The following is a 19,997-nucleotide window of genomic DNA, read 5'->3' on the forward strand; positions in this document are numbered from 1 at the left end:
CCGGCGGCCAATAATATAATGATTGCATTCCTGGAAAAGCGTCGGCTTCGAAAACTCACTCACATTCCCCACATACAGTCACTCATCTATCTGAGTATTGCTAATTCCGGTTCAGGTGTAACCACGACGTCGGTTTAGGGGCAAGGGGCAGCATCGGACGTCATCCGCCATCCGCCATCCGCCATCCACCACTCACCCCACCTGCCCAGCCTCCCACCCCAGCATCGCCCGTTTCCGCGTCAAGCCCCAATGATACCCCGTCAACGCCCCACTCTTCCCCAGCGCCCTATGACACGGCACCACGAAGGAAATCGGGTTCCGTCCCACTGCTGCTCCCACGGCGCGGCTGGCGGTGGGTTGGCCGATCTTTTGGGCGATGTCGGAATAGGTGACGGCGCGGCCGAGCGGGATTTGTAGCAGGCTTTGCCAGACCCGGACCTGGAAATCCGAGCCGATCAGGACGACGCGGAGCGGCTGTTCGGCCTGCCAGCAGGCGGGGTCGAAAATCCTGGTCACATAGGGTTCGATGGCCAGTGGGTCCTCGACAAAATTGGCCAGCGGCCAGCGCCCGGCCATGTCGGCGTAGCAGGCGGCTTCTTCGCCCGGATCGCAAAAGCCGAGGCCTGCCAAGCCGCGATCCGTCACCATCACCAGCGCGTGGCCGAAGGGGGATGAGTGGAAGCTGTGGCGGATGGTCAGGCCCGCGCCTTTGGCTTTCCACTCGCCCGGCGACATCGCTTCATGGCTGACGAACAGGTCATGCAACCGGCCCGGCCCGGACAGGCCAAGCTCCAGCGCGGCTTCCAGCAAGGGCAGGCCTTCATGGCCCAGCAGCCGCTTGGCATGATCCAGCGTCACAGCTTGCAAGAACGCCTTGGGCGACAGGCCAGCCCAGCGGGTAAAGGTTTTCTGCAATTGCGTGGGGGATTGGCCAAGCCGCTCGGCAATGGTTTCCAGCGCCGGTTGCTCCCGATAGTCAAGTGTCAGCATCTCGATCACCCGGCGCACGGTCTGGTAATCGCTCCCTTCGGGGGTGATGTCGCTGGCGCCTGTTTCAAAACTGCGGGCAAATGTGGTCATGGCACTCTTCCTTTGGCTCAGGCGACTTGACCATGACAGGCCGTGCCGTGCCACCCGTTTCTTGCCATGTGGTGATAGACATCAGATCCGCTGCGTTACCGTCGCCAAGGCACCGCGAAAGGCCTTGGCAAAGCTTTCCCGGTCGTCGGGATTGAGGAAGGAGCCGACATCGGTGGCCCGGCCTTGCCCCTGCACCGACATCGAGATGATCCCGAATTCGTCGTGGCGGCGGACAAAGAACCGCGCCCAGAACGGGTTCCAGCGAAATTCGGTCATCCGTCCCGAGGGGGTGAATTTGCGGATCGAGATGGCGGTGCGCGATACCGTGACTTCCTCGCGGGCTTTGGCGGCGCGGTAATTCAGCCGGAAGGCACCATAGAGCAGCAGAAAATCCAGACCGAAGAAAAACCCGATTGGCCAGGCGCCGGTCGTCAGGAAAAACCCGCCATAGCCGACACAGACCAGGCCGGACAGCATCAGCAGGATGCGAAACCCCTTTCGGCCCAGCGACCGATAGGGTACCAGTTCGGCAGCGAAAATCGGTTGATCGGCAACCTCGCCCATGGACGCCATCCTTCTTTTCAAACCTACCAGACCATGACAGAACCATGAAATCCAGCACGCAAACTTTGAAAAAGTCAATTTCTTCTAGCTCTCAGCCCAAGCCAGCGGGACGAAAGGTCGCGGTCCGCAGCGCCTATTCCAAGGCCGAACTGGAGGAAATCTTCCGGCGGTTTTCCGTGCAGCGCCCGGAGCCGAAGGGCGAGCTGGAGCATGTCAACCCGTTTACCCTTGTCGTTGCCGTTGCGCTCTCGGCGCAGGCAACCGATGCGGGGGTCAACAAGGCGACCCGCGCCCTGTTTGCCGTGGCCGATACGCCGGAAAAAATGGTGGCGCTGGGCGAAGATAAGGTGCGTGACTATATCAAGACCATCGGGCTTTTTCGCAACAAGGCGAAGAATGTCATCGCGCTCAGCCAGAAGCTGATCGACGATTTCGGCAGCGAGGTGCCGAAAACCCGCGAGGAACTGGTGACGCTGCCCGGCGTTGGCCGCAAGACTGCCAATGTGGTGATGTCCATGGCCTTCGGCATTCCGACCATGGCTGTTGATACGCATATCCTGCGGATCGGCAACCGCATCCGGCTGGCACCCGGCAAGACACCCGATGAGATCGAGGAGATCCTGATGCGGATCATCCCCACGCACTATCTCTTCCATGCCCATCATTGGCTGATCCTGCATGGGCGCTACTGTTGCAAGGCCCGCAAGCCGGAATGCGAGCGCTGCGTGATTGCCGATCTGTGCAAATCGCCGGAAAAGACCTGCGATGTGCCAGCACCCCTGGTGGAGCTACCGCCGCAGATCCTTTGAAAACTGCGGGTCTTTGACCGACAGCATCTTGTGCAGATGCACCATCAGCCCTGCGGCAAACAGCGGCGTCAGCAGGTTGAGGATCGGGATTGCCAGAAACGCCGCTATCACCAGTCCGGCCAGAAAGATCGTGCCGGAATGCTTGGCGCGAAATTGCCGCGCTTCGATGGTCGGGCGCAGCCGCATGGCGGCGAATTCGAAAAACTCCCGGCCCAGCAAATAGCCGTTGACCAGGAAAAACGCGATCAGGTTGATGCCCGGCACGAAGAGCAGCATGAAGGCGATGAGATTGCCGATGATAACGATGCCGAAAAATTGCAGCGATTGGACAATGGCATCGCCAAGCCGCATGGCCGTGCCGGGCGTATCGGTCGGATAATCCCGCTTTTCCACCACTTCGGCCACATCATCGAGAAACAGGCCAGCAATGATGGCCGTGACCGGCGCCAACAGCAGCGCCAGCACCAATGCCAGGCCAATACTGGCGACAATGCCGAGGATCAGCACCAGCCAGCCAGCCCAATCGGGCGTTGCTGGGAAAAATCCGGCAAACCAGGGCCAGAGATAGAAAATGAACAGTTCGCGCAGCGCCAGCCACAGTCCGGCCAGGGCGGCCAGCGTCAAGCCTAGCACTTTCCAGAACACCGAACGGGTTTCCGGCGCAAACAGATTGCGCAGCGACAGCATGGCGGCATCAAAGATCACAGGCAGCTCCCAGGGCAGGACCAGAACGACAAATCAGAACGGTGAGGATGTGGGAGGCGGAATGCCGCGGTGCAAGAGTTGAGAGGGCAAGAGTTAAGAGAGCAAGGGAAGCCCCTTGCTCTCTCGATCAATGTCAATGCAGCTTCTTGCGGGCCGCGTCCTCGGCTTTCGTCGCCTGCTTCTTGCGACGTGCCATCATGTTGAGGCCTTCGACAAGGGCGGAGAAGGCCATGGCGGCGTAGAGATAGCCCTTCGGCACATGGAAGCCCATGCCATCGGCAATCAGCGTCATACCAATCATCATCAGGAAGCCCAGCGCCAGCATGACCACGGTCGGGTTTTTCTCAATGAAGCGGCCCAGCGGGTTGGCGGCCAGCAGCATGACGGTGACGGCGAAGATCACGGCGATGACCATGATAACCACATGTTCGGTCATGCCGACGGCGGTGATGATGCTGTCAACTGAAAACACCAGGTCAAGCAGCAGGATTTGGCCGATAGCAGCCCCCATGGTCGTCGTGGCGGTGCCGATGAAATCGCCTTCCTTGTCAACGGGATCGACGCTGTGGTGGATTTCCTTGGTGGCTTTCCAGACCAGGAACAGGCCACCGGCAATCAGGATCAAGTCCTTCCAGGAGAAGCCATGGCCAAACAGGGTGAAGACCGGTGTGGTCAGCTGAACGATCCAGGCGACGGTGCCGAGCAAGCCGAGGCGCATGACGAGCGCCAGACCGATACCGATCTTGCGGGCCTTGTCTCTTTGCCCCTCCGGCAGCTTGTTGGTGAGAATGGAAATGAAGACCAGATTGTCTATTCCCAACACCACTTCCATGGCGATCAGCGTCACAAGAGCGATCCAGGCCGCCGGATCGCTGAGCAAATAGGTAAAGTCCTGCATAAAATCGATATCCCCCGTGCAAAAAGCGCTTTGCGACACAAATAGGGAGCCGATACCGCATCAGCAAGGGCGGCAAGCCAAGTGATATGACCATTAACCTTGTGGTGGTGATTACTCAGTTGGCCGCTTGTGCCTCAGGGCCGCTTTTGGTCTTGCGATCATAGGCGAGCATGAAAATATGCAGGGCGTTGTCGATGATATAGTCGATTTCCGCCTGCGGCGGCGGCACTTCGATTTCACCGAACAGTCGCTTCTTGAAATAGGCGCCGGTGGCCAGTTCGATGAACTGGCGGGCGGCAAGCTCGGTATCGGCTATGTCGAGACGCCCGGCCTTGACCTGGACCTCCAGATAATCCTCCAGGACCGTGCGGACGTTTTCCGGTCCAGATTGCATGAAGCTCTTACACAGGTTAGGCATGCGGTCCTGAACGGCCAGCAGCATGCGCATGGCGGGGATCATTTCGCTGGTAAGGATATAATCGGTAAATGCCCTAGCGTAACTGCGCATCGCATTGTGCAGGTCGATCTCGTCCGCCAGAATATCGCGCAGAGCGGCGGCAAATTTCTGCTTCTGATTGTTGATCAGCGCGGCAAACAGATCTTCCTTGCTCTGGAAATAGACATAGATCGTCCCCTTGGATACGCCGGCTTCCCGGGTGACATCGTTCATGCTGGCCGCATCGAAGCCATGCTTCATGAAGGCCCGTTTGGCGCCATCCAGGATCTGGTCGCGCTTGGCCGGATCTTCACCTGCGGCGAAACGTCCTGAAGCGGCCTGGGCGGGTTTTTCATCGTCGACGACTGTCATGCTCGGGTGTCTTCGCTCATATGGGGCATTTGCAACACAAAAATTAACTTTAGATGGCCGGCACTCGTTTGTTCACTTGATATGCGGTATGAATTGGCCTATGTCAAATCGAACCGAACGGTTCCGTTCGATTGTTTCCGCCTTTGTTGTATGGTGACGTTATGTCTGTTTCTCCCAGAAAGGGCGCGATCCGCGCCGTCGATGCACAGGATCAATCGGTCGATCAGGAGCGTTCCGCCTTGGATGAAGGCGTGACCGGCGAGGCGGGTTCCGATCCGGTGACAGGTGACGCCACGGCACGCGACGCCAAGGCGCGGGCTGAAACCGCATCGCCCGCCGCGAAGGTGGCGCCCGCCGCAGGGCAGGCCCCGCCGAAGAAGCGCCGCAACTTTGCGCTGCCGGTCATCGCGCTGGCCGTTTTGGCGGGTGCGGGCTATTACGGTTACAATTACTGGACCGAGGGCCGGTTCATGATCTCCACCGACGACGCCTATATTGGCGGCGACATTGCGGTGATCACCCCGAAGGTGACCGGCTATGTCCAGTCGGTCTCGGTGACCGACAACGATCATGTCAAGAGGGGCGACGTGATCGCCACTCTCGATGGCGGCGATTATCACATTGCGCTCGATCAGGCCAAGAGCCAGCTCGCCACGCAGAAGCTGACGGTCGAGCGCATCGAGGCGCAGGTGCAGGGCGGCGAAGCGGCTCTTCAGCAGTCCAAGGCGCAGCAGGCATCCGCCGAGGCGACGTTGCGTACGGCGCAATTGTCCTTCAAGCGCGTCACGGATTTGCGGGCCCAGTCCGTGATGTCTCAGTCGGAGCTGGACACGGCAACATCGACGCTGGCTGTCGCCCAGGCCAATGTGGATGCTGCGGTTGCCGCCGTTGCCTCCTCCGTTTCAAGCATTGCCGTCCTTAAGGCCCAGAAAGCCGAGGCGCAGGCTGGCGTGCTGACAGAAGAAACGGTCGTTGCAAAGGCGCAGCGCGATCTGGATTTCACCGTGCTGCGCGCGCCTTATGACGGTGTGATCGGCAATCTGGGCGTCCAGGTCGGCGATCTCGTGTCGAGCAGCAAGCGGCTTGCCTCACTGGTGCCGATTGGCCGTCTCTATATCGATGCGAACTTTAAGGAAACGCAGCTTTCCGGTATCGTGCCGGGCTCGAAGGTGCGGGTGCATGTGGATGCCTATGATGAGCATGCCTTCGAAGGTAGGGTCGTCTCGATCGCCGCGGGGTCCGGTTCGGTCTTCTCCATGCTGCCGGCGGAAAACGCCACGGGCAATTTCACCAAGGTCATCCAGCGTGTTCCGGTGCGGATCGCCATTCCGCAGGAGATACTCGACAAGGGTTATCTGCGTGCGGGCCTGAGTGTTGTGGTCGATATCGACACCCGCACCGCGCCGAAGGCGCCTGACGCGAAGTAATCAGCACGGCCAAGGCACGGATTTCGAGGCAAGATCATGACGGACAATGCAATCACGGCCGGACCGGATGCGGTTGCGCAAATGCCAAGCCGGCGCGACGTCATCGGCTTTCTGGCGATGGTATTCGGCATGTTCATGGCGATCCTCGACATTCAGATCGTCTCGGCCTCGCTTTCCGAAATCCAGGCTGGCCTCGGGGCCGGTTCCGAAGAAGTCTCCTGGGTGCAGACCTCTTATCTGATTGCGGAAGTGATCATGATCCCGCTATCGGGGATGCTGGCACGGATCGTGTCGACACGGGTGCTGTTTTCCTGTGCTGCGGCTGGCTTCACCATTGCCAGCGCCATGGCGGCGACCGCCACCAATATCGAGCAGATGATCATCTACCGCGCTATCCAGGGCTTCATCGGTGGCGGCATGATTCCCTCGGTTTTTGCCGCGGCGTTTACGATTTTTCCGCCTTCCAAGCGCAGTATTGTTTCGCCGATCATCGGCCTTGTCGCAACGCTTGCGCCGACCATCGGCCCGACGGTTGGCGGCTATATCAGCCATGCCATGTCCTGGCACTGGCTGTTCCTGATCAACATCTTTCCCGGCATTATCGTAACGCTCGTGGTCTGGACATTCGTAGACTTTGACAAGCCCGACAGATCCTTGCTGGCGAAGTTCGACTGGTGGGGCCTGTTTTCCATGGCGCTTTTTCTGGGGGCGATGGAATATGTTCTGGAAGAGGGCAATAACAAGGACTGGTTTAACGACGAGCGCATCGTTTGGGGCGCCCTCCTGATGACGTTGGGTGGGGTGGTGTTCTTCTACCGTGCCTTCACCTGCGAGCAGCCAGTGGTCGATCTCAGGGCCTTTTCCAATCGGAATTTTGCCTTCGGATCGCTATTTTCCTTCGTCATGGGCATGGGCCTCTATGGTTTGACCTATCTCTATCCGCTCTATCTGTCACGGGTGCGCGGCTATGACAGCCTGATGATCGGCGAAACAATGTTTGTTTCGGGTCTTGCCATGTTCCTGACTGCGCCGATTGCCGGCATATTGTCGACGAAAATGGACCCGCGGTTGATGATGGCGTGCGGCTTTACCAGCTTTGCGCTTGGCACCTATATGATAACCGGCATGACCGCTGACTGGGATTTTTATGACTTGCTGGTGCCGCAGATCCTGCGTGGCTGCTCTTTAATGACCTGCATGGTGCCAATCAATAATATTGCCCTTGGCACTCTGCCGCCCGAGCGGATCAAAAATGCGTCCGGCCTCTACAATTTGACACGAAATCTTGGCGGCGCTGTCGGGCTGGCGATCATCAACACATTGCTGACCCGGCGCACCGACGAGCATTATGGATACATGGTCGAACATGTGACCTGGAGCAAGTCGGCGGCGATGAGCTGGCTCGAAACGGTCTCCTCCAATTACGCCTTTTATGGCCTTGATGGTGATAATGCAGCCTTGAAAAAGCTGTCCGGCATGATCAATCAGCAGGCATGGATCATGGCGTTTATGGATGTATTTTTAGGGATCACAATCTTGTTTATTGCGCTAACGGTACTTTCAACGATGATAAAAAAACCTGAAGGTGCCGTGCCCGCCGATGCGGCGCACTAATTGATTTGACTTTCCGCCAGAGAAAGCAGGTCAAGGCTTCGTCGGGTAAAAGACCCCCCGTCATTCTGGTTAGGTAGAGGTTTTACCTAGTCATTAATTCCCGCGATCCACCGCAGAAAACTTGGCCGCCACTCACCTGGCGGCCTTTTTTTGCTCCGCCTTGATGTACGTACATCAAAAAATCATTTACGGATGCCGGGTCATGGGATAAAGGTCAGATCCTGACAGAGAGATGTGGTGATGAAGCCGACGGTTCATGACATTGCGGCACGGGCGGGCGTCAGTTTGGCGACGGTGGACCGGGTTTTGAACAATCGCACTGGCGTCAGTGCTTCGACCCGCGCCCGCGTGGAAAGCGCCGTCGGCGTGCTTGGCTATGTTCGGGATCTGGCGGCGGCCAATCTGGCCAAAGGCCGGATTTATCCTTTCATCTTCATCCTGCCTGCCAATGACAATTCCTTTATGCACGGTTTGCGCCTGCAAGTGCTCGACGCCGCCAGCCGGGCTGGCATGGAGCGAACCCGCATCGATATTATCGATGTTGCAGCTTTCGATGCAGCCTCTTTGGTTGCGGCCCTGGACGATGCTGCGGCCCGCCAACCCGCTGGCGTGGCCGTGGTGGCGGTGGATGCGCCGGACGTGGCTGCGGCGGTCGCGCGGTTGCGTGGTGCTGGCATACCGGTGGTGACACTGGTCTCGGATCTCAGCGGTGCCGAGCGCGACCATTTTGTCGGCATAGACAACCGTGCTGCCGGGCGCACGGCAGCCAGCCTGCTTGGCCGGTTTACCGGCGGACGGCAAGGGACCATTGCAATTGTCGCCGGGTCGATGCTGGTGCGCGACCACCGCGACCGGTTCGAGGGATTTCGCGCCGTGATGGCTGCTGAATTTCCGCAATTGACCTTGCTGCCGGTGCTGGAAGGCCGTGACGATCCGCATCATGTCGAAACCCTGCTGCACGATCTGTTTTCGCAATCGCTGGATATAACCGGCCTCTACAGTCTGGGTGCAGGCAATCGCGGCTTGATCGCGGCACTGGAGCGGCTGGATGCCGACCGTCGCCCCCTGGTGATCGCTCATGAATTGACGCCGGTGACGAGAGCGGCGCTGATGTCTGGACTGATCGATGCGGTGCTGAACCAGGACGCCGGACATGAAGTGCGCAGCGCCATCCGGGTGTTGAAGGCCAAGGCCGATGGCGCGGCTGTGCTGGCGGCGCAGGAACGTATTCGTCTCGACATATTTCTCAAAGACAATCTGCCAGAGCAAGAACAGCGATAACAGGCAGAATAGGGAGGCTTCTCATGTATCTCGGATTGGATCTCGGCACGTCGGGCGTCAAGGCGATGTTGATCGACGCGGACCAGACGGTGATTGGCTCGGCCAATGGCGCGCTAACCGTCTCTCGCCCGCATTCCGGCTGGTCTGAACAGGCGCCAGCGGATTGGATCAGGGCAACGCAGGAGGCCATTGCCGGCCTGAAAGCGCAGTTTTCCCGTGAGCTTGCGGCCGTCAAAGGCATCGGTCTTTCCGGCCATATGCATGGGGCAACGCTGATCGATGCCCAAGGTGACGTCTTGCGGCCCTGCATTCTGTGGAACGACACCCGCTCCTTCAAACAAGCCGCAGCACTGGATGCCGATCCGCGTTTTCGCGCGCTGACCGGCAATATCGTCTTTCCAGGCTTTACCGCGCCGAAACTGGCCTGGGTGAGGGATAACGAACCGGAGATTTTTGGCCGGGTGGCGAAAGTGCTGCTGCCCAAGGATTATCTGCGGCTCTGGCTGACGGGTGAATATCTGTCGGAGATGTCGGATTCGGCCGGTACCTCCTGGCTCGACACCGGCAAGCGCGCCTGGTCGAGCGAACTGCTCGCCGCCACTGATCTCGGCGAGCAACACATGCCCGGACTGGTCGAAGGCACTGCCGAGGCAGGCCGGCTGCGAGCCGAGCTGGCGACGGACTGGGGCATGGCTGCCGGTGTCATCATTGCAGGCGGGGCGGGGGACAATGCGGCGTCTGCTTGCGGCATGGGCACGGTGGCGGAAGGCCACGCTTTCGTTTCGCTTGGCACGTCCGGTGTGTTGTTTGCTGCCAATGCCTCCTATCTGCCAAAGCCGGAAAGCGCCGTGCATGCCTTTTGCCACGCGCTTCCCAAGACCTGGCATCAGATGGGGGTGATCCTATCGGCAACGGATGCGCTGAACTGGTATTCCGGTATTAGCGGCAAGCCTGCCGGAGACCTGACCCATGAGCTTGGCGAGGAGCTGAAGGCCCCGACCGGGGTCACCTTCCTGCCTTATCTCTCCGGCGAACGCACGCCCCATAACGATGCTGCCATTCGCGGTGCCTTCATTGGACTTGGTCACGAATCCAGCCGTGCTGTTCTGACTCAGTCGGTGCTGGAAGGCGTGTCCTTCGCCATCAGGGACAGTCTTGAAGCGCTGAAGTCGGCGGGAACCTCACTGTCGCGGGTGACTGCGATTGGTGGCGGCTCGCGCTCGCGCTATTGGCTGGCATCGATTGCCACCACGCTTGGCATTCCCGTCGATATTCCAGCCGATGGTGACTTTGGCGCTGCCTTTGGTGCGGCCCGTCTGGGGTTGATTGCCGCAACCGGTGCCGATCCGCTTGCCGTTTGCTCTGCACCACCGACGGAAGCAACCATCGAGCCGGTGACGGCTTTGCGCGACGGTTACGAGGACGCCTATCAGCGCTACCGCGCGCTCTATCCGGCCATCAAGCAATTGGGCCCCGTCAAGCTGGCCCATTAAAAACCACAGAAAACGTTTAACATCAGGAGGAAAACCCATGAGCACAGGCTTTTTCGGCGAAATCACCAAGATCAAATATGAAGGCCCTGACAGCACCAATCCGCTGGCCTTCCGCCATTATAACCCCGATGAAGTGGTGATGGGCAAGCGGATGGAAGACCATCTGCGTTTTGCCGTGGCCTATTGGCACACCTTCGTATGGCCGGGCACCGACCCGTTCGGCGGCAATACGTTTGAACGTCCATGGTTCAAGGATTCGATGGAGGCTGCCAAGCTGAAGGCCGATGTGGCTTTTGAATTCTTCCAGCTGCTCGGCACGCCTTACTACTGCTTCCACGATGCGGATGCGCGTCCCGAAGGCGCGTCCTTTGCCGAAAACACCAAAAATCTCGATGAGATTGTCGATTATTTTGCCCAGAAGCAGGCCGATACCGGCGTCAAGCTGCTGTGGGGCACGGCCAATATGTTCTCGCATCGCCGCTATATGTCGGGTGCAGCCACCAATCCCGACCCTGACGTCTTTGCCTTTGCCGCAGCCACGGTGAAGACCTGCCTGGATGCCACGCAGAAGTTGGGTGGCGAAAACTACGTGCTGTGGGGTGGTCGTGAAGGCTATGAAACCCTGCTCAACACTGACCTGAAGCAGGAACTCGACCATATGGGCCGTTTCCTCAACATGGTGGTGGAATACAAGCACAAGATCGGCTTCAAGGGCGCCATCCTGATCGAGCCGAAGCCGCAGGAGCCTTCCAAGCATCAGTATGATTATGATGTGGCCACCGTCTACGGCTTCCTCAAGACTTACGGTCTGGAGAAGGAAGTGAAGGTGAACATCGAGCAGGGCCATGCCATTCTGGCTGGTCATACATTCGAGCATGAATTGGCACTGGCCAACGCGCTGGGCATTTTCGGCTCCATCGACATGAACCGCAACGACTATCAATCCGGCTGGGATACCGACCAGTTCCCCAACAATGTGCCGGAAATGGCGCTGGCCTATTATCAGGTTCTGCAGGCGGGCGGCTTTACCTCTGGCGGCACCAATTTCGATAGCAAGCTGCGCCGCCAGTCCATCGATCCGGCGGATCTGCTGATCGGCCATATCGGTGGTATGGATTGCTGCGCCCGTGGCCTGAAGGCAGCGGCGAAAATGGTTGAAGACAAGGCGCTGTCGGCACCACTCGCCAACCGCTATGCAGGCTGGAACAGTGAAGGTGCAAAGGCCATGCTGGCCAGTGGCACGCTGGAGAGTATTGCGGCCCGGGTTGAAGGCGAAAACATCAATCCACAGCCGGTGTCCGGCCAGCAGGAATTGCTGGAAAACGTCGTCAATCGCTACGTTTGATCGCTTTGATGCACTGCCAGGGAAATGGAGGTTTTCCCTGTCAGTTTTCTTTGATAGATAAACTGCAACGTTTCAGTATCATTTTGGAGGAGATGTTTATGAAGACGATTAAAGGCCCTGCCTTGTTTTTGGGCCAGTTTGCCGGTGATGCCGCGCCCTTCAATTCATGGGATGCGATTACCAAATGGGCCGCTGACAAAGGCTATCTTGGTGTGCAGGTTCCCACTTGGGCCAGCCAGTTGATCGACCTGAAAAAGGCCGCCGAATCCAAGGATTATTGTGACGAACTGGCCGGTATCGCCCGCGCCAATGGCGTCGAGATTACCGAGCTTTCCACCCATCTACAGGGACAGCTGGTGGCGGTGCATCCGGCCTATGATGAAGCGTTTGACGGCTTTGCTGCCCCCGAAGTGCGTGGCAACCCGAAAGCCCGGCAGGAATGGGCTGTGCAACAGGTAAAATACGCGCTGAAAGCTTCACGCCATCTGGGCATCAAGGCACATGCCACTTTTTCCGGGGCGCTGGCCTGGCCGTTTATCTACCCATGGCCGCAGCGTCCGGCAGGCTTGGTTGAGACGGCTTTTGACGAACTGGCCAAACGCTGGCTGCCCATTCTCGACTATGCCGACGAGCAGGGCGTCGATGTGTGCTACGAGATCCATCCCGGCGAAGACCTGCATGATGGCGTGACCTTCGAGATGTTTCTGGAGCGGGTGAAGAACCATTCCCGCGCCAACATGCTCTATGATCCCTCGCATTACGTGCTGCAATGCCTCGATTATCTCGACAATATCGACATCTACAAAGACCGGATCAAGATGTTTCACGTCAAGGATGCCGAGTTCAATCCGAATGGCCGGCAGGGCGTTTACGGCGGCTATCAATCCTGGGTCAACCGTGCAGGCCGCTTCCGGTCGCCGGGTGACGGCCAGGTGGATTTCGGCGCAATTTTCTCGAAAATGGCTGCCAATGATTTCGAAGGCTGGGCCGTGGTCGAGTGGGAATGCGCCTTGAAACACCCGGAAGATGGTGCGCGCGAAGGGGCCGAATTCGTTAAGGCCCATATTATCAGGGTGACGGAGCACGCCTTTGACGATTTCGCCGCCAGCGGCACGGATGATGCGGCCAACCGGCGGATGCTGGGACTGTAAATATCCTTTTCATTCGCGGCGATACCCCCCTTTGCCCTGCCGGGCATCTCCCCCTCAAGGGGGGAGATCGAGTGGTGAGATGTCGGCGACTTGATGATCAAAATAGCAAGGTTTGCGGCCTATCTCCCCCCTTGAGGGGGAGATGTCACGGGAGTGACAGAGGGGGGTACCCCGAGTTCTACGAATCTTGAGGAGGAAATTCCAATGACAATCGAAGCAAGCAAATCCGAGCCGCGCGCCCCAAAAATCCGCCTCGGCATGGTGGGCGGCGGGCAGGGCGCGTTTATCGGTGCGGTCCACCGCATGGCGGCAAGGCTCGACGACCAGTATGATCTAGTGGCGGGGGCCTTATCCTCGACGCCGGAAAAATCCCTGGCTTCTGGCCGGGATCTGGGGCTCGATCCCACCCGCTGCTATGGATCATTTGAAGAAATGGCTTCGAGCGAGGCCGCGCGCCCGGATGGGATCGAGGCGGTGTCTATCGTCACGCCCAATCACATGCATTACCCGGCGGCGAAAGCCTTTCTGGAACGCGGCATCCATGTGATCTGCGACAAGCCGCTGACCTCCAATCTCGAGGATGCCAAAAAGCTGAAAGAGGTTGCCGACAAGGCCAAGGCCCTGTTCATCCTCACCCACAATTACACCGGCTATCCCATGGTGCGCCATGCCCGCGAACTGGTGCAAAATGGCGAACTGGGCGAGATCAGGCTGGTGCAGATGGAATATCCGCAGGATTGGCTGGCGGAACCGGTAGAGCAGACCGGCGCCAAGCAGGCCGTCTGGCGCACCGACCCGGCCCAATCCGGCGTCGGCGGCTCCACCGGCGATATCGGCACCCACGCCTACAACCTCGGCAGCTTCATTTCCGGGCTGGAACTGGAGGAACTCGCTGCCGATGTACATACCTTTGTCGAAGGCCGCAGGCTGGATGACAATGCCCATGTGATGCTGCGCTTCCAAGGCGGGGCCAAAGGCTTGCTCTGGTGCAGCCAGGTGGCCACCGGCAATGAAAACGGTTTGAAGGTCCGCATCTACGGCACCAAGGCCGGGATCGAGTGGACGCAGGCCGATCCGAACTATCTCTGGTACACCAAGCTCGGCGAGCCCAAACAACTGATCACCCGCGGCGGTGCCGGTGCTGGCGGGGCAGCTGCCCGCGTCACCCGCATTCCCGGCGGCCATCCCGAAGGCTATCTCGAAGCTTTTGCGACCATCTATTCCGAGGCGGCCCAGGCGATCCTTGCCGCGCGAACGGGTGCGGCGGTTGATCCTGATGTGGTTTATCCGACTGTCGATGATGGGGTGAAGGGCGTGACCTTTGTGACGGCGTGTATCGAGTCTTCGAAGCAAAATGGGGCCTGGGTGAGGGTTTAGATACGGTTAAAGATCGCTTATCTTCATTTAATGTGCCTGGAGCTTTCAATTGAAGAATTAACACGCTTAAGCTGAATCTCCCAAAGCCACCGCATTTTCTCGACGGTTTCTGACTTGGAACACCATTCCATTGGAACATGGATGCATTGTTCTACCGCCAGTCTCCAATCTGCGATAGTTTGATACCAGGTATAAGTATCATCACCTATTTGCTCATACCAATGGCGCAGGATTTTTGCTTCATAGGTGGCTCGAATATGTTCGGGCCACCACAATACAAGACAATAGGCCAGATCATAGACTGCTATAGAGTATGTTAGTGACCATTCAAACGGTTGCCTGTCGATGAAATATACCGGTTTTTCAGCCGACTGGGGTGTCAATATATTCATTGAGTTAAGGTCGCCGTGGAGCAGACTCATGCCTCGAAAGTCTGAAAGGCGTTGTTGTAAATGCTTCTTATGAATGCCGTAACGATTAGTAAACACTTGACCCGTGACATGTTCCATGGGCGCAACGCCGGGTTCTATCTCGTTAAAATACCGGTTGATTGCTTTGGAAGATGGGGCGGGCTGAGATTGCCAGTGATGGCGGTGCATTTGCCCCAGTGCCTCAGCTATTGCCATTCCATACTCAAGGCTTGGCAATATATCTCGACGGTTTGTGTGTGTCGTTGCGAGATCGTCCAGCAATATATTGTAACCAAGCGACTTATAAAAACGAGCGCTCCAGCAATGCACAAGAGGAGCGCTCTCAAGATTTACGTAATCCCGCGTATAATATTCGACCTCAGAAGGTCCAAAATTTTCACCGAGGCAAATTTTGAGTCTCAGATTTTTCTGTTCGCCGGTAGCTAATTCGACCAGAATACGTATCTGTTTTGACCAATTGCTTTGATCGGCCTCGGCAAGAAATGAGACTACGTCGCGCTTTAAAATTGTGCTGAGCCAATCAGTCGTAATATCGTTTTCATCACTTATGAATTTTCTATTCATCATAGCCTGAGGTGCTTTTTAATGTGCCTATTAATATCACCGATCTTTGTATCGGTTCTGTGACGTGCATAATATTAGGATCAGTCCAAATGACGTCACGCATTAGTATGTTTTTTGTCAAACTCGTTTTTAATTTCTCACATCTTTCCCCCATCGTGCTGTTGGGTTAAATCGCTTTGACCGCAGAAGTGGTACGGCGAGTCACGCCGTTAACTGACACTAACGGGAGTTCCCGATGACCGACCCGAAAGCCCTTGCCGCCCGCTTCCCCGGTGATTTCCTGTTTGGTGTGGCCACTGCCGCCTACCAGATTGAAGGTGCCACCAAGGCGGATGGGCGCAAGCCCTGCATCTGGGATGCGTTTGCCAATATGCCGGGCCGGGTTTTCGAACGCCATAATGGCGATGTGGCTTGCGATCATTACAATCGCTGGGAACAGGATCTCGACCTGATCCAGGAGATGGGTGTTTCCGCCTATCGCTTTTCCATTGCCTGGCCGCGCATTATTCCTGAAGGCACCGGTCGGGTGAATGAGGCGGGGTTGGATTTTTACGACAAGCTGGTCGATGGGTTGAAGGATCGCGGCATCAAAGCCTACGCGACGCTCTACCATTGGGATCTGCCGTTGGCGCTGATGGGCGATGGCGGCTGGACGGCGCGCTCCACGGCCTATGCCTTCCAGCGCTATGCCAAGCTGGTGATGGCGCGGCTGGGTGACAGGCTGGATGCCGTGGCGACCTTCAACGAGCCGTGGTGCTCGGTCTGGCTCAGCCATCTCTACGGCGTTCATGCGCCGGGCGAGCGGAATATGGATGCGGCCCTGCATGCCTTGCACTATACCAATCTCGCCCATGGGCTGGGCATTGATGCCATCAGGCAAGTCGCGCCGCATGTGCCTGCGGGTCTGGTGCTGAATGCCCATTCGGTCATCCCCGGCTCGCAGAGTTCGGCTGATCTGGCCGCCGCTGAACGCGCCCATCAGTTTCACAATGGCGCTTTCTTCGATCCGGTCTTCAAGGGCGAATATCCGGCAGAATTCATGGCCTCGCTTGGCAACCGCATGCCTGTCATCGAGGATGGCGATCTTGACATTATCTCCCAGAAACTCGACTGGTGGGGCCTGAATTATTACACGCCGATGCGGGTTGCCGACAATCCGGCTAAGGGCGCCGAGTTCCCCGCCACGGTGGATACGCCGCCGGTCTCATCAGTCAAGACCGATATCGGCTGGGAAGTCTATGCCCCGGCGCTGAAGTCGCTGGTGGAAGGGCTTTACGACCGCTACACGCTGCCGGTCTGCTACATCACCGAAAACGGTGCCTGCTATAATATGGAGGTGGCCGAGGGCGTGGTGGATGACCAGCCACGGCTGGATTATTACGCCGAACATCTGGGCGTGGTTGCCGATCTGATTGCCGAGGGCATCCCCATGAAGGGCTATTTCGCCTGGAGCCTGATGGATAATTTTGAATGGGCCGAGGGCTACCGCATGCGGTTCGGCCTCGTGCATGTCGATTATGGCACGCAGGTTCGCACGCTGAAGAACAGCGGCAAATGGTATAGCGCGCTGGCAGCCGAATTTCCCAAGGGCAACCACAGCGCCGAATGAGGCCATTCTGCCGCCTCGTTTCTGGCCCCCTCGTTCTTGCGTGGTCGCGCTCTTGCTTATTGCGCCGCAACACGGCAAACTTCCCTCTCAGGTTGTGGTTATCAAAAGGGGGGAATGCATATGGGACGGGTACAGCTGCCGCTGTCAGGCAATGTCACTCAGGCGATCAATCCATGGACCTGGGTCTATAGTCCGACCCAGGTCGGGCAGGCCAGTCTGGTCACGTTCAATATCGATGTCGGCCCCTCGACCAATCCCGAGGCCGAGAAGGATATATTGATGAATGTGGCCAGCTACGGCAAGCAGCTTGGCCGCATTGAGGACGCTCTGCGCGTGGTGATCAAACAGCTGGAACCGCTGGTCCTGGATGAAAAACTTGCTGACAACGAGGCGATCATCGCCTTTCGGGCGCTTATGTACGAAATCGATACGATCAAGAAACAGCATCGGAAATAGCGATTGGTATAGTCGCGCCCTCATTCCCACCGTATTTTCCGGATTTTTTAGCAGAAGTGAATTCTTCAATATTTCAGAATAGAATTGCTCTGAGTTTTAAACGGGAGATCTGGATGACGGCATGTGAAAGTTGCCGGGACGGGACGGCGTTCGACCTCCCGTTTTCCATGGCATTTCAGCCAATTGTTGATGTCCGAACTAGCGCTGTGTTTGGGTATGAAGCGCTGGTGCGTGGCACGGACGGTGCCGGTGCCGCCACGGTCATGGCCGGTATCAATATGCAAAATCGCTATGCCTTTGATCAAAACTGTCGAGTTAAGGCCATTGAACTGGCGGCGTCCTTGCTACCGGAGACGTCAACGGCAAAGCTGTCCATCAATTTCATGCCCAATGCCGTTTATGAGCCGCGCGCCTGTATTCGTCTGACGCTGAATACGGCTGAACGGGTCGGTTTTCCCCTGGATCGGATTCTGTTTGAATTTACCGAAAACGAGCGGATCGATACCGATCATCTGCTCAACATTCTGAAAACCTATCGCAGCATTGGCTTCAAGACGGCGATTGACGATTTTGGCGCGGGCCATGCCGGGCTGACGCTTCTGGCGAAATTTCAGCCCGATATCGTCAAGCTGGATATGGAACTGGTGCGCGGTATCGATCAGGATCGCGCCAAGCGGATCGTGTTGCGCCATACGCTGGCGATGTTGACGGAGTTCGGCATTCTTCCCCTGTGTGAAGGGGTCGAGACCAAGGAAGAGCTGGATGTGCTGAAGGATATGGGCGTGCCCTATATTCAGGGCTATCTTCTCGCCCGCCCAGCGTTTGAACGGTTCGATCAACCGGATCTTGCGCTCCTGTCGTGACAGTCCTTATGCCTGGACGTGTGGCGGCAAGCGCTGCCTCACAGATCCCGGATCAGCCGCCGATATGCCGTTCGCCGCGCTGCTTGGCCAGCGCAATCTGTTTCTGGCGTTGACGGTAGCGATCCCGGTCTTCTTCTGTGCGGGTCTCATAGCAATGGCTGCACGATACACCAGCCTCGTAATAGGGCGAGGTCAATTCTTCCGGGGTGATCGGATTGCGGCAGGCGTGGCAGAGTTGGTGGTCGCCCTCCTTCAATCCGTGGGTCACGGACACGCGCTCATCGAACACGAAACAGGCACCGTCCCAAAGGCTTTCTTCCTCCGGCACGTTTTCCAGATATTTCAGGATACCGCCCTTCAGATGGTAGACCTCTTCGAAGCCTTGTTGCTTCATGAAGGCCGTGGCCTTTTCGCAGCGGATGCCGCCGGTGCAATACATGGCGATTTTCGGCTTGTTATGCAGGCCGGGATTGTTTTTCACCCAATCGGGAAATTCGCGGAAGGTTTTGGTATTGGGGTCAACTGCACCCCGGAATATGCCGATGGCGGTCTCGTAATCGTTGCGGGTGTCGATGACGATGGTGTCCGGATCGGAAATCAGCGTGTTCCAGTCCTTGGGATCAACATAGGTGCCAACGATCTTGTTTGGGTCGATATCCTCGACCCCCATCGTGACGATCTCTTTTTTCAGCTTCACTTTCATGCGCACGAACGGCATTTTCGACGCCCGGCTTTCCTTGTGCTCAAGGCTGGAAAATTCCGGCTGGGCGCGCAGATAGGCCAGCACCGTGGCAATGCCCGCATCCGTGCCGGCAATCGTGCCATTGATGCCTTCATGGGCCAAAAGCAACGTACCCTTGACGCCCTGCGCCTTGCAGAGCGCATCAAGCGGCTCGCGGAAGCTTTCGAACCGCGCGAAGGACGCAAAATGATAGAGCGCGGCCACACAGAATGCGCCGCCCTCTTCATGGTGAAGATTTTGAAGATCGTCTGTCATGGCGTGCGAAATACTGCCAATGCCGCCGGGAATCAACGAATTTCAGCAGGCGTATCGCGCTTTGAGTTTCGTCAAGTCATGCCGGTGGGTTGAAGACGCGAATCCGATGGCCGTCTGGATCGGTGGCGAGGAAAGTCCGCCCGAACTCCATATCGGTCGGTGCTTGCAGCATGGGCACGCCAAGCGCTTGCCATTGCGAGTGGAGATCATCGACATCCGCAGCCGTATCGGCCCGGATCGCCAGTTCGCAGCCACCGCCTGCGATGCTTGCCGCAGGCTCAACGGTGTGGCGGGACCAGAGGCCGAGAATGAACCCGCCCGGCAGCGCGAACATGGCAAATGTCGCCGATAATTCGACAGGCGCAAGACCGAAGACCTGCTGATAGAAATGGGCGCTTGTCTCGGGTGCGTCGACGTAAAGAATGGTCATTTTCGGGGTCGAGGTGGTTGTCATGGGAGCGTCTCCTTCAGGTTGACGCCCGGTTTGTAACCCAGCCTGCTGCCAAAAAATGGCAGGAGTGTTGA

At 57.6% G+C, this 19,997-nt stretch carries 19 protein-coding genes; 11 read left to right on the plus strand and 8 right to left on the minus strand.

Going from position 1 to position 19,997, the window contains the following annotated elements:
- Window positions 1–192 precede the first annotated feature (192 nt).
- Together IEI95_RS11705 and IEI95_RS11710 are read right to left on the minus strand one after the other, a co-directional pair.
- On the minus strand, window positions 193–1,080 hold the full coding sequence (locus IEI95_RS11705; protein ID WP_156533667.1) for a bifunctional helix-turn-helix domain-containing protein/methylated-DNA--[protein]-cysteine S-methyltransferase: 888 nt from the start codon (window positions 1,078–1,080) through the stop codon (window positions 193–195).
- An 81-nt stretch (window positions 1,081–1,161) separates the two neighbouring features.
- Window positions 1,162–1,644 carry a DUF2244 domain-containing protein gene (locus IEI95_RS11710; protein WP_156533668.1) on the minus strand — a complete coding sequence of 161 codons (483 nt, stop codon included), beginning with the start codon at window positions 1,642–1,644 and terminating at the stop codon, window positions 1,162–1,164.
- 44 nt (window positions 1,645–1,688) lie between these two features.
- On the opposite strand from IEI95_RS11710, the gene nth reads away from it, so the two are divergent.
- Window positions 1,689–2,453 carry an endonuclease III gene (gene nth, locus IEI95_RS11715; protein ID WP_156533669.1) on the plus strand — a complete coding sequence of 255 codons (765 nt, stop codon included), beginning with the start codon at window positions 1,689–1,691 and terminating at the stop codon, window positions 2,451–2,453.
- On the opposite strand, the gene IEI95_RS11720 is transcribed toward nth, so the two are convergent.
- The 3 genes from IEI95_RS11720 to IEI95_RS11730 all read right to left on the minus strand — a co-directional run bounded on the left by IEI95_RS11720 (window position 2,433) and on the right by IEI95_RS11730 (window position 4,864).
- On the minus strand, window positions 2,433–3,158 hold the full coding sequence (locus tag IEI95_RS11720) for a sulfate transporter family protein (RefSeq protein WP_194416461.1): 726 nt from the start codon (window positions 3,156–3,158) through the stop codon (window positions 2,433–2,435). The genes nth and IEI95_RS11720 overlap by 21 nt on opposite strands.
- Before the next feature lie 133 nt (window positions 3,159–3,291).
- Window positions 3,292–4,056, minus strand: coding sequence for a TerC family protein (locus IEI95_RS11725; RefSeq protein ID WP_156533670.1), 765 nt, complete (start codon window positions 4,054–4,056; stop codon window positions 3,292–3,294).
- Between the two features lie 115 nt (window positions 4,057–4,171).
- Window positions 4,172–4,864 (minus strand): TetR/AcrR family transcriptional regulator, encoded by a 693-nt coding sequence (locus IEI95_RS11730; RefSeq protein ID WP_156533671.1) that lies wholly within the window; start codon window positions 4,862–4,864, stop codon window positions 4,172–4,174.
- Between the two features lie 161 nt (window positions 4,865–5,025).
- Here IEI95_RS11730 and IEI95_RS11735 point away from each other — a divergent pair, with 161 nt between their 5' ends.
- From IEI95_RS11735 to IEI95_RS11765, 7 genes are all read left to right on the plus strand, one after another.
- The gene (locus IEI95_RS11735) at window positions 5,026–6,291 is read left to right on the plus strand and encodes an HlyD family secretion protein (protein ID WP_234934216.1); all 1,266 of its coding nucleotides are present in this window, start codon (window positions 5,026–5,028) and stop codon (window positions 6,289–6,291) included.
- Window positions 6,292–6,327: 36 nt separating this feature from the next.
- Window positions 6,328–7,905 carry a DHA2 family efflux MFS transporter permease subunit gene (locus IEI95_RS11740; RefSeq protein ID WP_194416462.1) on the plus strand — a complete coding sequence of 526 codons (1,578 nt, stop codon included), beginning with the start codon at window positions 6,328–6,330 and terminating at the stop codon, window positions 7,903–7,905.
- A gap of 240 nt (window positions 7,906–8,145) precedes the next feature.
- Entirely contained in the window at window positions 8,146–9,186 is a 1,041-nt protein-coding gene (locus tag IEI95_RS11745) for a LacI family DNA-binding transcriptional regulator (RefSeq protein ID WP_156533673.1), read from the plus strand.
- A 23-nt stretch (window positions 9,187–9,209) separates the two neighbouring features.
- Window positions 9,210–10,679, plus strand: coding sequence for a xylulokinase (gene xylB / locus IEI95_RS11750; protein WP_194416463.1), 1,470 nt, complete (start codon window positions 9,210–9,212; stop codon window positions 10,677–10,679).
- Between the two features lie 37 nt (window positions 10,680–10,716).
- A complete protein-coding gene (gene xylA / locus IEI95_RS11755) occupies window positions 10,717–12,024 on the plus strand; it encodes a xylose isomerase (protein ID WP_194416464.1) in 1,308 nt (435 codons plus the stop codon).
- Between the two features lie 98 nt (window positions 12,025–12,122).
- Window positions 12,123–13,175, plus strand: coding sequence for a sugar phosphate isomerase/epimerase family protein (locus tag IEI95_RS11760; protein WP_194416465.1), 1,053 nt, complete (start codon window positions 12,123–12,125; stop codon window positions 13,173–13,175).
- 204 nt (window positions 13,176–13,379) lie between these two features.
- Window positions 13,380–14,552 (plus strand): Gfo/Idh/MocA family protein, encoded by a 1,173-nt coding sequence (locus IEI95_RS11765; protein ID WP_194416466.1) that lies wholly within the window; start codon window positions 13,380–13,382, stop codon window positions 14,550–14,552.
- Between the two features lie 23 nt (window positions 14,553–14,575).
- Here IEI95_RS11765 and IEI95_RS11770 read toward each other — a convergent pair whose 3' ends face one another.
- Complete coding sequence (locus IEI95_RS11770; RefSeq protein ID WP_156533678.1) at window positions 14,576–15,550, minus strand: phosphotransferase; 975 nt, start codon at window positions 15,548–15,550, stop codon at window positions 14,576–14,578.
- A 232-nt stretch (window positions 15,551–15,782) separates the two neighbouring features.
- On the opposite strand from IEI95_RS11770, the gene IEI95_RS11775 reads away from it, so the two are divergent.
- The 3 genes from IEI95_RS11775 (at window position 15,783) to IEI95_RS11785 (ending at window position 18,475) form a co-directional block, all read left to right on the plus strand.
- A complete protein-coding gene (locus IEI95_RS11775; protein WP_194416467.1) occupies window positions 15,783–17,156 on the plus strand; it encodes a GH1 family beta-glucosidase in 1,374 nt (457 codons plus the stop codon).
- Window positions 17,157–17,276: 120 nt separating this feature from the next.
- Window positions 17,277–17,612, plus strand: a complete 336-nt coding sequence (locus IEI95_RS11780; RefSeq protein ID WP_041698210.1) for a hypothetical protein — start codon at window positions 17,277–17,279, stop codon at window positions 17,610–17,612.
- A gap of 113 nt (window positions 17,613–17,725) precedes the next feature.
- Entirely contained in the window at window positions 17,726–18,475 is a 750-nt protein-coding gene (locus IEI95_RS11785) for an EAL domain-containing protein (RefSeq protein WP_194416468.1), read from the plus strand.
- 52 nt (window positions 18,476–18,527) lie between these two features.
- Here IEI95_RS11785 and trhO read toward each other — a convergent pair whose 3' ends face one another.
- Window positions 18,528–19,472: an oxygen-dependent tRNA uridine(34) hydroxylase TrhO gene (trhO, locus tag IEI95_RS11790; RefSeq protein WP_194416469.1), complete on the minus strand. Its 945-nt coding sequence runs from the start codon at window positions 19,470–19,472 to the stop codon at window positions 18,528–18,530.
- A 76-nt stretch (window positions 19,473–19,548) separates the two neighbouring features.
- Window positions 19,549–19,926, minus strand: coding sequence for a VOC family protein (locus tag IEI95_RS11795; RefSeq protein WP_156533683.1), 378 nt, complete (start codon window positions 19,924–19,926; stop codon window positions 19,549–19,551).
- Window positions 19,927–19,997: the final 71 nt, after the last annotated feature.

This window comes from Agrobacterium vitis (assembly GCF_014926405.1).
GTDB classification, from domain to species: domain Bacteria; phylum Pseudomonadota; class Alphaproteobacteria; order Rhizobiales; family Rhizobiaceae; genus Allorhizobium; species Allorhizobium vitis_H.